We start from the raw sequence: 13,496 nt of genomic DNA, 5'->3' as shown, positions 1-13,496 counted from the left end.
AGCGGCGGGTTCAGCCCATGACCGCCGTGAAGACAACGAAGGCCAGGACGGTGATGAGGATGATCACGAAGACGAAGCTGGCACCGGCGATCAGCAGCGCGAAGGCGACGGGATGCGCTTGCCACCAGGGCACGAGGCGCGGGTCGCGGGCGCGCAGCTGCGGAGGGGTGATTGGCTCGGGGACGGAGATCCACGGCACTCCGCGGCTCGCGAGGTCGTGCATGATCGCGGTGAGCTGCTGCTGAGTCCACATCTGTCCGACGAGGATCAGCAGCCTTCGGTCGCGACCGGTGACGATGAGGTGGTGCGTGGGGGCGCCCATCAAGCCGCCGAGCGTCATCTGGTCGACCGTGACGACGCTGGTCGCCTCGGCCGCCGCGAACCGGCGTATGCGGAACATCCACCTGTGCTCGATCCAGCCGTCGCCGAACCGGATGTAGGTCTCGCGCATCGATGTGCGGGCGAGCCAGATCGAGAGCGGCACGGACCCGCCGACGAGCACGACGACGAGCATGCCGTAGCCGAAACCGAGCCAGAAATCCTGGAGGGAGAAGATGACGACGAGCGTCAGGAGGATGGGCGCGAGCATGGCCAGGCTGATCCAGGACTGCCTCATGTTCAGAGCGATGGCCCGACGCTGGGTGTCCGGGGAGAGGCGTAGCTCGTGCATCAGAAGAGCCTAGGGCGTGGGCCCGTATTGTGGGCGGATGCCAAGACGCTCGCCGGCTGCACCGCACGGGGTGGATGCGACGAACTCCGTAGTCGCCGGACCGCACGGCCAGGTCCCGGTGCGGACCTACGCCCCCGCCGACGGCAGTGCTGCGCGCTCGCCGCTTCGCCCCGTCATCTGGCTGCACGGGGGCGGCTTCTACTCTGGCGGCCTCGACCAGCCGGAGACGCACGAGGTCGCGGTTGCCCTGGCACGGGCGGGGTTCGAGGTGACGACCGTCGACTACCGGCTCGTGACCCTCGGCGGGAGAGAGCGGGCGGAGCGCAGGGGCGCACCGGTTCCGAGGAGCTCCCGCCGCCAGCGTCGGCCGGAGATCCGCTTCCCGATCCCGCTCGACGATGTGATGGCGGTCATCGACGGGGTCAGCGCACGGAGCGACGATGGGGTTGTGCTCGGCGGTGCGAGCGCCGGGGCGTGCCTCGCGGCAGCGGCGGCCTACCGCTACGAGCGTGCTGGGGCGTCGCCCCTACGCGGGCTCTTTTTCACGTACGGCACGTTCCACGCTGAGCTGCCCGAGCGCTCGCCCGAGCTGATGAGTCGTCTGCGCGGCAGCCGCCGCTACGTCCACACACCGTGGCTGATCGGTGCGATGAACCTCAACTACGCGGGCAGCGAGGAGGTCCTGCCGCGTCCCGACGCGTTCCCCGGAGGCCACGACCTGAGCGGCTTCCCGCCCTGTCTGGTGGTGGATGCGGACCGCGACGCGATGCGCGCATCCGGGTCTCTCTTCGCCCGCGAGCTCGCCGACGCAGGGGTCCAAACCGAGTATCGCGTGCTGCCCGGCAGTACGCACGCGTTCTTGAACCGGCCGCGCGACCCCGCGTTCACGCGCGGCATCGACTTGATTTCCGAGTGGATGCGCGGGCTGGGCTGAGCTGTCAGCGTGCCTTCCTCAAACCAGGCCCCTCGGCTGGCCGAGCCGGTCAGCGGCGCGGCGCGCGCGGCGGGTTCGGGGCCCGCGCAGCACCGACCCGCGTGACAAAGAGCGGCACGTCGCGGCGCGAGAGCCCGAGTCGGTAGCGCAGCTCGCCCTGCGCGAGCGACGAGTCGATGATCTCGGAGGTTGGCGCGAATGCCGCTCCGCGGGCCGTGGCCATCAGCCACAGCCGCATGAGCGCCTGGCCGGCCTCCAGCACCCGTTCCGGTGGGAGTCCGAGCGGGGAGTTGAGCACGCGGGTCACCTCTGCACCCGATCCGAGGTCGAGCAGTTTGCTGTCGGCCACCAGCACGAAGGCGGTCGCCGCGGCGGGCGCATCCTCGCCCGCCGCCGAGACCGGCACTTCGAGCAGCGCGCGGCGCCACAGCTCCCCGACCGGGGTCACGATGCGCACCGCGGCCTCGCGCAGGCGGCGATTGCGCGTGAAGGGCGACACGAGGCGCGAGGCGACCGCGGGTAACCCGAGCACCCGGTCGTTGAGCCCGTCGACGTGGTAACGCGGATGCGTGGGGTGCAGCCGCAGCCAGTGCGCGAGCTCGCGCGCAACGGCGGGATCCCGCAGAGTGTCGGCGGTGCCGAGCGAGGAGAAGTGCCGCAGGTCGTCGGCGTCGACGGGCACGAGCCGCAGCCAGTCGGGCAGCGAACTGGCGAGCTCGATCACGAGCCCCTTCGCTGGCGCGAGATCGCTGCGCACCGTCTTCCGCGACGCCAGCAGCTGTCGGTCGGAATCCGGACCTGCCGAAGATGCAGGTGCCGCGCCCCCGGCGGCCGCGCTCCTGCTGCCAGACGCATCCACCGCGGTGCCTTGGTCGTGGGCGCCGGTGCCGGTGGAGCTGCCGCTCGCGCTGGCGTTCTCGTTCGGGGTGCCGCTCCCTTGGCCGTGGGCACCGTCGTTCGGGGCTTGGCTCAGCTGGATGCGGAGCACGGGCTCGTCGCTCCTCGCGTGCACGATGGCCTCCGGGTCCGCGAGCGCGGGCAGGAGCTCGACATCGAAGTCCACTCGGTGCGCGGCCGCGCTGACGCTGAACGCTTCGAGCCACGCGCCCAGGCCGAGCAGGGTGTCACGCCCGGTTGGGTCCGAGGCCGGCAGGGTCCGCGTGCGCGCGACTCGGAGCTCGACCGCTTCTCCGTCGCCGATCATCCGCGGCGACCAGGGCTGGGTGTTGTGGGCCGATGGCGCCGACGCCGCGTCGGCGATGATCTGGTTCAGCGTGTGGATGCTGGTCATCGCTGCTCCCCTTCGTTGCTTGTGCGCGGGCCGGGCACCGCGCCCACCTGCTTCCTGTAGAACACGGTCTTGTGCAGCACCTCGCCGCCCATTCGGCTGAGCTGCCGCGCCGACGCCGGGTTGTCGTGTCCGATGTAGGTCGAGCGCAGCGCCGTGTACCCGCCTTCGATGAGCGCCTCCCCGACGGTCCGACCGAGGAGCGTGCTGATGCCGCGCCCCCGCGCTTCGGGGACGGTGCCCTGGATGGTGAGGACGGCTTCTCTCGGCTCCCGCTTCGACCGCCAGATCTCGAGCAGCTGCCTCGGGCCGATGCGGCCGGAGGAGCGCTGCACGATGCGCGTGACGTCGGGGACGCAGAGCAGGAACCCGAGCGGCTCGCGGGTCTTCGCGTCGAGCGCGAACGCCCAGATGCTGGGATCGATGATGGCGACGAGCCCGCTGGTCGCCTCGCGCATCTGGGCCGGAGAGATCTGCGTGTAGTAGGGCAGCTCGGCAAACGCGGCGTTGACCAGCTCCCGCTGGCGCGCGACGTCGCGCGGGAAGCGCAACCGCGACGCCCGCTCGATGACGACGCCGGCGGCGGCGAGCTCCGCATCGGTGGGGGCAGTGAAGGCGTCGCCCTCGATCTGTCCGAGGCGCCCCTGCTCGAGGCGCGCGATCCAGGTCGCCGACTCGTTCCAGGTCGTGAAGCCGAGCCGCTCGTAGGCGGCGGGCACCCAGTCGGGGTTCCAGGCGCCCTCCACGAAGCCCCGCTCGCCGAAGCCGCTCGTGATGACGCCGCCCACCTGGTTCGGGAGCAGAGTGACGGGGCCGAGGAGTTCCCGCCGCCCGACCTTCCTGGCACGCCCCTCGAGGGCGGTGATGATCGCACCGAGCGCCTCCGCATCGGCGGCCGCGACGGCTCCGAACAGCTGCAGACTCGAGTCGAGCTTCGCGTCCAACGCGGCGCTCGTGTGCGCGACCGTTCGGGCGACCGGCTCGCCGCCCCGGTAGGCGATGAGCAGCTCGACCGTCGACTCGTGCGCCCCCTTGCCCTTCCACCAGGAACGGAGCGTCGACTCGAGCACTGGCACCTCGCGGCTCGGGTTGGACACACGTCCCGGCAGCTCGACGAACTCCAGGAACTCGAGCTCGGACTCCACGCGCTTCACCTCGATGGTGTGCTGGCGCGCGGACCGGTCGGCACTGCCTGTCACAGCGGGAGTGCGGGCACGGGCTGCGTCGGCCCCCGGCCCCGCCGAGTCAGCCGCCTGCGTCGCGCCACCCTCGACGCTCGCCAGTTCCTCCTCGCTGGCGAAGAGGCGGATGAACCCGGCGTCGGCGTTCTTCGTGTCCTTCACGATCCACTGCATGAGGTGGCGGTGCTCGGGCATCCTGGCGAAGCGGATGAGGGCGTCGCGCGTCGAGAAGTTCGCGAGGGTCCCGAGCGTCCATGGCGCCTCCCAGTAGATGCCGTGCCAGCAGTAGTCGGGCATCCGTCGCATCTTGCCGGTCATCTGCCCCCAGATGCGACCCGTCACGGCCCAGGCGAGGGGGGTCGTGTAGCGGGTTGCACCGACGAACATCGATGCAGTGTCGAAGATCGTGTGCGACGCCGGCGGGATGGGGGTGGTCAGCTTCTTCGGCTTGCGCGTGGGCTCGGCGACGAGCGGCGGAATGCGACCCTGTTCCCGTTCCTTTGTGACCGGCGCGAAGTGCGGGTTGTGCGCCATCTCGCCGGGCGGCGGCTCGGGGTCAGCCCGCCAGATGCCGTTCGAGTAGCCGCGGGCCTCTGCGAGCAGCAGCTTCGTGCGTCCCCGATGCGAGGCGGCGACCTCCCGCGCTCGCTCGATGCTCTCGAAGAGCAGGAGCTCACCGACGACTCGTCGGTCGCGGAAGCGCTGCCGCCAGATCACGCCGTCGTGGTCGGCGCTGCGCCCCTCGACGATGACGAGCGCCTCGGCCCGTCCTTGAATGGGCGCCTTCGAGAAGTCTGTCGTGAACACGGCCTACTCGGCGTTCTTGACGACGTAGACGTTCTTGATCTTCGCGTTGCCTCCCGTGAACGGCCCCGTGCCGAAGGGATGCACCTCGATGCGGAGGTCGCCCGTCGACGGGTCCTCGTCGAGCGACTGCGCGAAGTCGCGCGAGACCGAGGCCAGGTGCTCGACGATGCCGAGCCTGGTCGTCTCGCTGAGCTTCGCGACCTCGTCGTCGGTCAGCATCGCTCCGTCGCGCAGCTGGAGGTGCACGACGGGCCGCTGCTCGTGCCCGTCGAGTTCGAGCAGGCCGAGCTTGAACGACTCGATGTCGCCGGCGTGCGGGTTGTCGCGGTAGAGCCCGTTCTCGATGTCGATCGGGTACAGGTTGGCCCCCATGTAGGAGATCGTCGAGTCCTTCCGACCGAAGAGCAAGAGGAACGGCAGCTTCATCCGCTGCACCGCGAACGCCCGGTGGAATGCCCTCGACAGCGCCGGGTCGAGCTCGGCGATCTTCTCTCGCACCTCGGGGAACGAGAGGATCTTCGCCTCGTCGCCGATGTTGTAGCGCAGCTTCGGGCTGAGCACCGCGGAGGAGTTCAGCGTCACGACGAGCTCGTTGTCGTCGTTGGTCTCGAGGTAGGTCTCGAGCGGGTTGTACTGGAAGACCATCGGGATGCGCGACTCATCTTCGCCGAGGAGGGCCCGCCGCAGCCGCTCGTCGGCGAACAACGCGCGGCGCAGCCACACGCACGCATCCGACTCCCCGGCCATGCCGATCGTGAGGTCGGAGGCCCCGTACCCCGAGTAGACGCGGCCGAAGCGCTCCTCGAGGTAGTCGCGCAGGCCCTCCGTCATCGCCTCCCCGCCGACGAAGCCGTTGAGGCGGTGCTTCGACCAGTCGAACCACTCCTCGCCGTCGAGCCGGTCGCGGAGGTGCTTCAGGAAGGGCGGGTAGGCGCTCACCAGGTACTGGTACTTCGGCCCGAAGTGGCGGATGGTGTCGACGATCTTGTCGATGTCTGGACCGGTGTTCTTCACCATGGAGATCTTCGAGAGCGCATGCCCGGTATTGGTGCCGGTCGCCCAGGCGCCCATCGAGAAGGCGTTGATGCCGAAGAGCTTCTTCGTGCCGAACAGCAGCGTGATGTATCCCGCCACGTTGTTGTGGATGGTCTTGAGCTCGTGCCGACCGCGGATCCAGTTGAAGGGTGACCCGCTCGACCCGCTCGATTCGTCGACGACCGTGCCGATCGTGTCGATCTCGCCGCCCCAGCAGCGCTCGTCTTCCGTGTAGCGCTTGACGTAGTCGTCCTTGTTCGTCTCCGGGTAGCTCGAGAGCTGCCACCACCGGAACCTGAAGTCGTTCTCGTGCAGCCACCGCTGGTAGGCGGGCACGTCGAGGTTCGCGCGCTGGCAGATCATCCACGCGTTGAACTTCGCGAAGTCGCCCATCACGGGCACGTAGTGGCGGGCGGTCCACCGCCAGACGGCCGGGTGCAGGTGGTACAGGTCGTAGGTCTTCGTGAGCGCCCCAGACCCGAGCCGGAGGAGGGACTGCCGGAGCTTCGACGCACGCTGCAGACCGGCTGGTCCCGGCGCCGCCGTGCTGCCTGATCTCGCTTCCCGGACATCGAGCTGCTGAGTCACGTCGCTCCCCCGTTCACGTCTTCCCTGAAGTGTGCGCATAGCTAAGCACGAGCCACGGACATTCGGCCTGGGATCTCCGCCATAGCTCAGACATAGCTGCGCCATAGCCCCCTGCCTGATGAGCAACCGAGGCTGTCCGAAGTTCCGTGAAACAGACCAGGAGAGCCACCATGATCAAGATCCCCGAGCCCGACCTCACGCCGGACGGCCCCGCCTACGAAGGCAGGCTCCTCGACCGCGCAGACGAGGAGGTCGTCGACCAGGGCGTCGCGTTCGACCTCGGCACGCTCATGTCGCGGCGGGGACTGCTCAGCATCTTCGGCGTCGGAGTCGGGACGGTCGCACTCGCCGCCTGCGCGCCGACGAGATCAGGCGCCTCAAGCACGGCCACCGCCAGCGCCACCCCATCCGCGAGCGCCACAGCGACGGCAGGCTCCCTGCCAGCGAGCGAGATCCCCGACGAGACGGCCGGCCCCTACCCCGGCGATGGCTCGAACGGTGCCGACGTGCTCGAGCAGTCCGGGGTCGTGCGCAGCGACATCCGCACGAGCATCGGCAGCACCATGGCCGCGGCCGGCGTGCCCATGACCCTCACCCTGACGGTGCTCGACATGGCGAACGGCGACCGGCCCTTCGAGGACGTCGCCGTGTACGTCTGGCACTGCGACGCGACCGGCGGCTACTCCATGTACTCGGAGGGTATCGAGAACGAGACGTTCCTGCGCGGCGTGCAGGTCGCCGACGGTTCTGGCAGCGTCACCTTCACCTCGATCTTCCCCGCCTGCTACACGGGGCGATGGCCGCCCATCCACTTCGAGGTGTACCCCACGATCGACGACATCACCGAGTCGACGAACGCCATCTCGACCTCGCAGGTCGCCCTGCCCGAGTACGCCTCGAGCGCCGTCTACGCGCTCGCCGGCTACGAGGGATCCGCGTCCAACCTGGCGCAGGTCAGCCTCGACTCCGACAACGTGTTCGGCGACGACGGCGGTGCGCTGCAGCTCGCGACGGTCACGGGCGATGCGACAAGCGGTTACAACGTCGCACTCACCGTGCGCGTCGACACCGCGACCGCCCCGACCGCGGGAGCCGCGCCGTCAGGCGGCGGGGGCGCAGGTGGGCCTGGCGGTTCCGGCGGCCCCGGAAACTCTGGAGGCCCCGGCAGCTGAGCCCCGCGCATCCCATCTGGCGGAGCACTTCAAGCGCCCGCGACCCCGACAGACCCACAGAAAGGAAGGCGACCATCATGCTCGCGAACCTCACGGGCTGGCACGGCATCGCCGTGCTCGCCATCATCGTGCTCATCTTCGGCGCATCGAAGCTGCCGGCCCTCGCGAAGAGCGTCGGTCAGTCGATGCGCATCCTCAAGACGGAGGTGCGCGACCTCGACACGGAGCTGACGCCAGAGGCCGGCGGTGCGGACGGTTCAGCCCCGCGCGGGCGCTGAGACCCTCGTGACGACAGGATGCGCCGGTCGGCCGAATCCCTCACGCTCGCCCGCAGAGCCTCGCCCGCGCATCCGCCGCCCTCACACCCCAGTCGCCGCGAGCCGATCCACCGCCGCCTTCAGGTACGCGGACGTCGCGCTGCCCTCGACCGCGGCGACCTCCTGCGGGGTGCCCTGCGCGACGATCTCGCCGCCCTCATCCCCCGCGCCCGGCCCCATGTCGACGACCCAGTCGGCCCCCGCGACGACGCGCATGTCGTGCTCGACCATGACGACGGTGTTCCCCAGGTCGACGAGGTCGTGCAGGTGCCCGAGCAGGCGATCGGAGTCGGCGGGGTGGAGCCCGGATGTCGGCTCGTCGAGCAGGTAGAGCGTGTCCCCCTGCTGCGCGCGGCGCAGCTCCGAGGCGAGCTTCACCCGCTGCGCCTCCCCTCCCGACAGCTCAGGCGCGGGCTGGCCGAGCGAGACGTAGCCGAGGCCCACATCCGCGAGGGCGTCCAGGTGCTGGAGCACGTCGGCGCGACCGGCGAACTTCTCTCGCGCCGCGGTAACGCTCAGGTCGAGCACGTCGGCGATCGAGGAGCCCTCGAACTCGACCTCCAGCGTCTCGGCGTTGTAGCGCCTGCCGCCGCAGGTCGAGCAGGGCGCCTGCACCGTGGGCAGGAAGAGCAGCTCGACCTCCATCGTGCCCTCGCCCTTGCAGGTCGGGCACCTGCCGCTTGGCAGATTGAACGAGAAACGGCTGGCGCTGTAGCGGCGCCGCTTCGCCTCATCCGTCGACGCGAACAGCGAGCGGATGCGGTCGAACAGCCCCGTGTACGTCGCGACGTTCGAGCGCGAGGTGCGGCCGATGGGCGCCTGGCTGACCTGCACGATCCGCTTGAGTCGGTCGGCTGGCCCGACGGCCCGACCCTGTGTCGCCGACGCTTCGATGGCGAGCATCGGGTCGTTGCGGTCCGGCTCGTCGGTGGCGGTCGTCTCGCCGACCTCGCTGGCGAGACTCGCGCGCAGCAGGTCGGGGAGCGCCTGGTTGACGAGCGTCGTCTTGCCCGACCCCGAGACACCGGTGACCGCGGTCAGGCAGCCGAGCGGGAACTCCACCGAGAGGCCGCGGATGTTGTTGCGCACGACCCCGTCGAGGGCGACGCGCTGGTCGCGGGGCCGCGGCGCGCGGATCGTCGGCCTGGGAGAGTCGGGGCCGTCGAACAGGTAGCGACGCGTCACCGATTCCTCGGCGCCGCGCAGGCCGTCGAGGCCCCCGGAGTAGACGATGCGGCCGCCGGTAGCGCCGGCCCCCGGGCCGATGTCGACGATCCAGTCGGCCTCGCGGATGACGTCGAGCGAATGCTCGACGTAGAAGACGGTGTTGCCGCGGTCCCGGAGGCCCCGAAGGATTCCCAGCAGCGCCTCGGTGTCCGCGGGGTGCAGGCCGGCCGAGGGCTCGTCGAGCACGAAGACGACGCCGAAGAGCCCGGCGAGGAGCTGGTTGGCGAGGCGCAGCCGCTGGAGCTCGCCGCCGGACAGCGTGCCGGTCTGCCGGTCGAGGGAGAGGTAGCCGAGCCCGAGGTCCGAGAGCGGCGCGAGGCGAGCGCAGAGCTCGCCCGCCAGGCGTCGGGCGGCGAGCACCTGCTCCGGCGCCAGCGCTGCTCCCCGCGAGCGCTCCCACTCGGGGCCTAGCACCTGCTTCATGAGTGCGGCCAGCTCACGAAGCGGCATCGCCGCGATCTGCGTGATGTCGCGCCCCTCGAACGTCACTGCGAGCGCATCCGGCTTCAGCCTCGTTCCGCGACAGTCTGGGCAGATCACGCTCTCCATGAACGCGGCGGCCTTCTCGCGCATCCGCTCGCTCTTCGAGTTCGCGAATGTGTCGAGCACGTACCGCTTCACGCCGACGAACGTGCTCATATAGGAGGGCTCGTCTCCCGCCGCGACAGCCGCGCGCACCTGCGCCGGCGACCTGCCCGTGAACACCGGCACCTGCGGCTTCTCGGTCGTGTGCAGCAGCCAGGACCGCTGCTGGGCGGGCACCTCGCGCCACGGGATGTCGATGTCGTAGCCGAGCGAGACGAGGCTGTCGCGCAGCTGCTTGCCGTGCCAGGCCGTCGGCCAGGCGGCGATCGCCCCATCGCGGATGCTGAGCGACGCATCTGGGACCATGAGCGATTCCGGCACCTCGTAGACACGGCCGAGACCGTGGCAGTTCGGGCAGGCACCCTGCACGGTGTTCGCCGAGAAGTCCTCCGCGAGCAGCATGGGCGCGCCCGCCGGGTACTCGCCCACCCTCGAGAAGAGCATCCGCACGACGTTCGCGATCGTGGAGGTGCTGCCGACCGTCGAGCGCGCACTGCCACCGCCCCGCTGCTGCGGGAGCGCGACCGCCGGCGGCAGGCCCTCGACCGAGTCGACGTCGGGTGGGGAGACCTGGTTCATCAGGCGGCGCGCGTACGGGGCGACCGACTCGAAGTAGCGCCGCTGCGCCTCCGCGTACAGCGTGCCGAAGGCGAGCGAGCTCTTCCCCGAACCGGAGACGCCCGTGAATGCGACCAGCGCGTTCCTCGGGATGTCCACGTTCACGCCGCGAAGGTTGTGCTCGCGCGCGCCCCGCACGACCACTCGATCCGGTGCCCCAGCTGACATCTGTCCCTCGGCGAAAACCATCGACCCAGCATGACGGCCGTGCGTGCGCCGAAACTGGGCGCCCTTCAGGTAACGCAAGGTTACGCAGAGCTACGACGGGGGCGAACGGAGTAGAAATGTCTCGTTGTCCGAACATATGACAGCTCCAACCTGGACAAAGGAGTTCCCATGACAGACCAGACCGCCACCAGCCCCCGCACCATCGGGGTCGGCCTCATCAGCGTCGGCTGGATGGGCCGCCTCCACTCGCGCGCCTACCGCGCCGTGCCAGACCACTTCCCAGAGCTCGGCATCAAGACGCGCCTCGTCGTCGCCGCCGACCCCGTGCCAGAGGCGCGCGCGCAGGCCGAGGAGCGCCTCGGCTTCGAGCGCACCGTCGCCGACTACCACGAGGTGCTCGCCGACCCCGAGGTCGACGTCGTCTCGATCTGCTCGCCCAACTTCCTCCACGCCGAGATGGCGATCGCGGCCGCCGAAGCAGGCAAGCCGTTCTGGATCGAGAAGCCCATGGGGCGCTACGCGTCCGACTCGCGGCGCATCGCATCCGCAGTGGATGCAGCCGGCATCGTCACCGCCGTCGGGTTCAACTACCGCAACGCCCCCGCGATCGCGCACATGAAGCAGCTCATCGAAGAGGGCGCGATCGGCCGGGTCACGAACGTGCGCGGCGCGCTCCTCGCCGACTACTCATCCGACGCCCTCGCGCCGCTCACGTGGCGGTTCAAACGCGAACGTGCCGGCTCTGGCGTGCTCGGAGACCTCCTCTCGCACGGCCTCGACCTCGCCCAGCACGTCGTCGGCCGCATCGGCAGCGTCTCCGCGACGGCGGAGACGTTCATCACCGAGCGTCCCGCGCCGGGCACGGGCATCGTCGACCGTTCGGCGCCGGGTACGGGCGAGCTGAAGCCCGTCGAGAACGAGGACTACGCGGCACTGCTCATGCGCTTCGACAACGGCGCCATCGGCATCATGGACTCCAGCCGCATCATGCGCGGGCCCCGCGCCGAGTACGCCCTCGAGGTCTACGGCACGAACGGTTCGCTGCGGTGGGACTTCCAGCGCCTCAACGAGCTCGAGGTCTGCCTCGACTCATCGAACCCCTACGGCTACACGACCGTCTACATGTCCCCCGGCCACGGCGAGTTCCACCGCTTCCAGCCGGGCGGCGGAACCGGCATGGGCTTCGACGACCTCAAGACGATCGAGGCCGCCCGCTTCCTGGAGAGCGTCGTCACCGGCAAGCAGGTCGCGCCGTCGGTCGCCGATGGGCTCGTCGCCGCGCAGATCGTCGAGGCCGCAGAGGCCTCCATCGAAGACGGCCGCTGGCACGACGTCCCGGCCCGCGCGTAACTGCGGCTGCCGGCTCCCGACTCCCGGCTGCCGACTCGGGCTGGCGAACTCGCTTCGTTGCGGGAAGGTTGCCAGCACGTAGCGACTTTCCCATCCCGAGACGAGCAGCACACACCAGTGCGCGCAGGGCCGGACGGGTCGCGAATCGACTACCAGCCCCGGGATGGGTTCCACGCTTCGGCCCGATTGGCGCATCTCGGGATGGGTTCCGCGCTTCGGGATGGATTGCAACGCATCTGCATGCGTGCAACCCACCCCGAAACCCCGCGGCACTACTCCGACGAGTCTCGGGCTGGCGACGTCACGAATCTCGGGCTGGGGAACTCACTTCGTTGCGGGAAGGTTCCCATCACGAGGCGAGTTCTCCAGCCCGAGGCTTCAGTCTGGCCGAGAGCGTCGGCCGCGGCGGCCGCGCCGCCGCTAGAAGGTCGTCGCGTCGATCACGAAGCGGTAGCGGACGTCAGACTTCAGGACCCGCTCGTAGGCCTCGTTGATCTGGGCCGCTTCGATGAGCTCGACCTCGGGTGCGATGTCGTGCTCGGCGCAGAAGTCGAGCATCTCCTGCGTCTCGCGGATGCTGCCGATCGTCGACCCCGCGAAGGAGCGGCGGTTGTTGAACAGCGTGAACGCGGTCACGGGGATGGGCTGGGCTGGTGCGCCGACGTAGACCATGGTGCCGTCGAGCGTCAGCAGGTTCAGGTACTGGTCGATGTCAAGGTTCGCGCTGACCGTGTTGATGATGAGGTCGAACGTGTTCCGCAGCTCGGAGAACGTGGCCTCGTCGCTCGTCGCGTAGTAGTGCTTGGCGCCGAAGCGCAGCCCGTCTTCCTGCTTGCTGAGGGTCTGCGAGAGCACGGTCACCTCGGCGCCCATGGCGACGGCGATCTTCACGGCCATGTGGCCGAGGCCGCCCATGCCGACGACGGCGACCTTCTTGCCTGGGCCCGCCTGCCAGTGCGCGAGGGGCGAATAGGTGGTGACGCCGGCGCAGAGCAGCGGCGCGGCCTTCTCGTAGGGGATGCTCTCGGGAACGCTGAGCACGAAGTCGGCGTCGACGACCACGTTCGTGGCGTAGCCGCCCTGCGTGATGCTGCCGTCGCGGTCCTTGCCGCCGTACGTCATGACGTTGCCGTTGGTGCAGTACTGCTCGGAGCCGGCCTTGCAGTTGTCGCACTCGCGGCAGGAGTTGACCATGCAGCCGACGCCGACACGGTCGCCGACCTTGTGCTTGGTGACGCCGCTTCCGACTTCGGCGACGGTTCCGACGATCTCGTGGCCGGGGGCGAGCGGGTACGGCACCTTGCCCCATTCGCCGCGCACCGTGTGGATGTCGGAGTGGCAGATGCCGGAGTAGGCGATGTCGATGAGCACGTCGTTCTCTCCGACGGCGCGGCGCTCGATGGTGGTGGGCTCGAGCGGCTCGGTTGCTGAGGGGGCGGCGTATGCCTTCGCGGTCGTCATTCGTGCTCCTTCGGGTTGTGCTTGGAGGTCGTTCGCTCGCCTGCTCCGGTTCTCAGAGCGCGGCGGGACCGAGGAGACTCTATGCCTCGCCTCCG

The 13,496-nt window shown here is 69.7% G+C and carries 10 protein-coding genes; 4 read left to right on the top strand and 6 right to left on the bottom strand.

Annotated features, from left to right (window positions below; all coding sequences use genetic code 11):
• Positions 1–10: 10 nt before the first annotated feature.
• Complete coding sequence (locus ABVF28_RS00150) at positions 11–670, bottom strand: hypothetical protein (protein ID WP_371029034.1); 660 nt, start codon at positions 668–670, stop codon at positions 11–13.
• A 37-nt stretch (positions 671–707) separates the two neighbouring features.
• Between ABVF28_RS00150 and ABVF28_RS00145 the strand changes: the two genes are divergently transcribed.
• Positions 708–1,604: an alpha/beta hydrolase gene (locus tag ABVF28_RS00145; RefSeq protein ID WP_371029033.1), complete on the top strand. Its 897-nt coding sequence runs from the start codon at positions 708–710 to the stop codon at positions 1,602–1,604.
• Positions 1,605–1,653: 49 nt separating this feature from the next.
• Here ABVF28_RS00145 and ABVF28_RS00140 read toward each other — a convergent pair whose 3' ends face one another.
• From ABVF28_RS00140 to ABVF28_RS00130, 3 genes are read right to left on the bottom strand one after another with little or no spacing between them, the layout of a single operon-like run.
• A complete protein-coding gene (locus ABVF28_RS00140; RefSeq protein WP_371029032.1) occupies positions 1,654–2,895 on the bottom strand; it encodes a hypothetical protein in 1,242 nt (413 codons plus the stop codon).
• Positions 2,892–4,880 (bottom strand): hypothetical protein, encoded by a 1,989-nt coding sequence (locus ABVF28_RS00135; protein WP_371029031.1) that lies wholly within the window; start codon positions 4,878–4,880, stop codon positions 2,892–2,894. Before ABVF28_RS00135 ends, ABVF28_RS00140 begins: the two co-directional genes overlap by 4 nt.
• 3 nt (positions 4,881–4,883) lie before the next feature.
• Positions 4,884–6,503 carry a phenylacetate--CoA ligase family protein gene (locus ABVF28_RS00130; protein WP_371029030.1) on the bottom strand — a complete coding sequence of 540 codons (1,620 nt, stop codon included), beginning with the start codon at positions 6,501–6,503 and terminating at the stop codon, positions 4,884–4,886.
• A 170-nt stretch (positions 6,504–6,673) separates the two neighbouring features.
• Between ABVF28_RS00130 and ABVF28_RS00125 the strand changes: the two genes are divergently transcribed.
• On the top strand, positions 6,674–7,675 hold the full coding sequence (locus tag ABVF28_RS00125; protein WP_371029029.1) for an intradiol ring-cleavage dioxygenase: 1,002 nt from the start codon (positions 6,674–6,676) through the stop codon (positions 7,673–7,675).
• Between the two features lie 77 nt (positions 7,676–7,752).
• Complete coding sequence (locus tag ABVF28_RS00120) at positions 7,753–7,953, top strand: twin-arginine translocase TatA/TatE family subunit (protein ID WP_179555932.1); 201 nt, start codon at positions 7,753–7,755, stop codon at positions 7,951–7,953.
• A gap of 81 nt (positions 7,954–8,034) precedes the next feature.
• On the opposite strand, the gene ABVF28_RS00115 is transcribed toward ABVF28_RS00120, so the two are convergent.
• A complete protein-coding gene (locus tag ABVF28_RS00115; RefSeq protein WP_371029028.1) occupies positions 8,035–10,611 on the bottom strand; it encodes an excinuclease ABC subunit A in 2,577 nt (858 codons plus the stop codon).
• Between the two features lie 147 nt (positions 10,612–10,758).
• Here ABVF28_RS00115 and ABVF28_RS00110 point away from each other — a divergent pair, with 147 nt between their 5' ends.
• The gene (locus ABVF28_RS00110; protein ID WP_371029027.1) at positions 10,759–11,940 is read left to right on the top strand and encodes a Gfo/Idh/MocA family protein; all 1,182 of its coding nucleotides are present in this window, start codon (positions 10,759–10,761) and stop codon (positions 11,938–11,940) included.
• A 420-nt stretch (positions 11,941–12,360) separates the two neighbouring features.
• On the opposite strand, the gene ABVF28_RS00105 is transcribed toward ABVF28_RS00110, so the two are convergent.
• Entirely contained in the window at positions 12,361–13,401 is a 1,041-nt protein-coding gene (locus ABVF28_RS00105; RefSeq protein WP_104310341.1) for an NAD(P)-dependent alcohol dehydrogenase, read from the bottom strand.
• Positions 13,402–13,496: the final 95 nt, after the last annotated feature.

The organism is Pseudoclavibacter sp. JSM 162008 (assembly GCF_041366455.1).
In the GTDB taxonomy this organism is placed as follows: Bacteria; Actinomycetota; Actinomycetes; order Actinomycetales; family Microbacteriaceae; genus Pseudoclavibacter.
This window is presented reverse-complemented; position numbering and strand designations above follow the sequence as displayed.

Excerpts from the sequence above, each read along its gene's own strand:
- ABVF28_RS00125 (WP_371029029.1), top strand. The coding sequence starts at position 6,674 with ATGATCAAGATCCCCGAGCCCGACCTCACGCCGGACGGCCCCGCCTAC.
- ABVF28_RS00105 (WP_104310341.1), bottom strand. The coding sequence starts at position 13,401 with ATGACGACCGCGAAGGCATACGCCGCCCCCTCAGCAACCGAGCCGCTC.
- ABVF28_RS00145 (WP_371029033.1), top strand. The coding sequence starts at position 708 with ATGCCAAGACGCTCGCCGGCTGCACCGCACGGGGTGGATGCGACGAAC.
- ABVF28_RS00110 (WP_371029027.1), top strand. The coding sequence starts at position 10,759 with ATGACAGACCAGACCGCCACCAGCCCCCGCACCATCGGGGTCGGCCTC.
- ABVF28_RS00150 (WP_371029034.1), bottom strand. The coding sequence starts at position 670 with ATGCACGAGCTACGCCTCTCCCCGGACACCCAGCGTCGGGCCATCGCT.
- ABVF28_RS00140 (WP_371029032.1), bottom strand. The coding sequence starts at position 2,895 with ATGACCAGCATCCACACGCTGAACCAGATCATCGCCGACGCGGCGTCG.
- ABVF28_RS00115 (WP_371029028.1), bottom strand. The coding sequence starts at position 10,611 with ATGGTTTTCGCCGAGGGACAGATGTCAGCTGGGGCACCGGATCGAGTG.
- ABVF28_RS00120 (WP_179555932.1), top strand. The coding sequence starts at position 7,753 with ATGCTCGCGAACCTCACGGGCTGGCACGGCATCGCCGTGCTCGCCATC.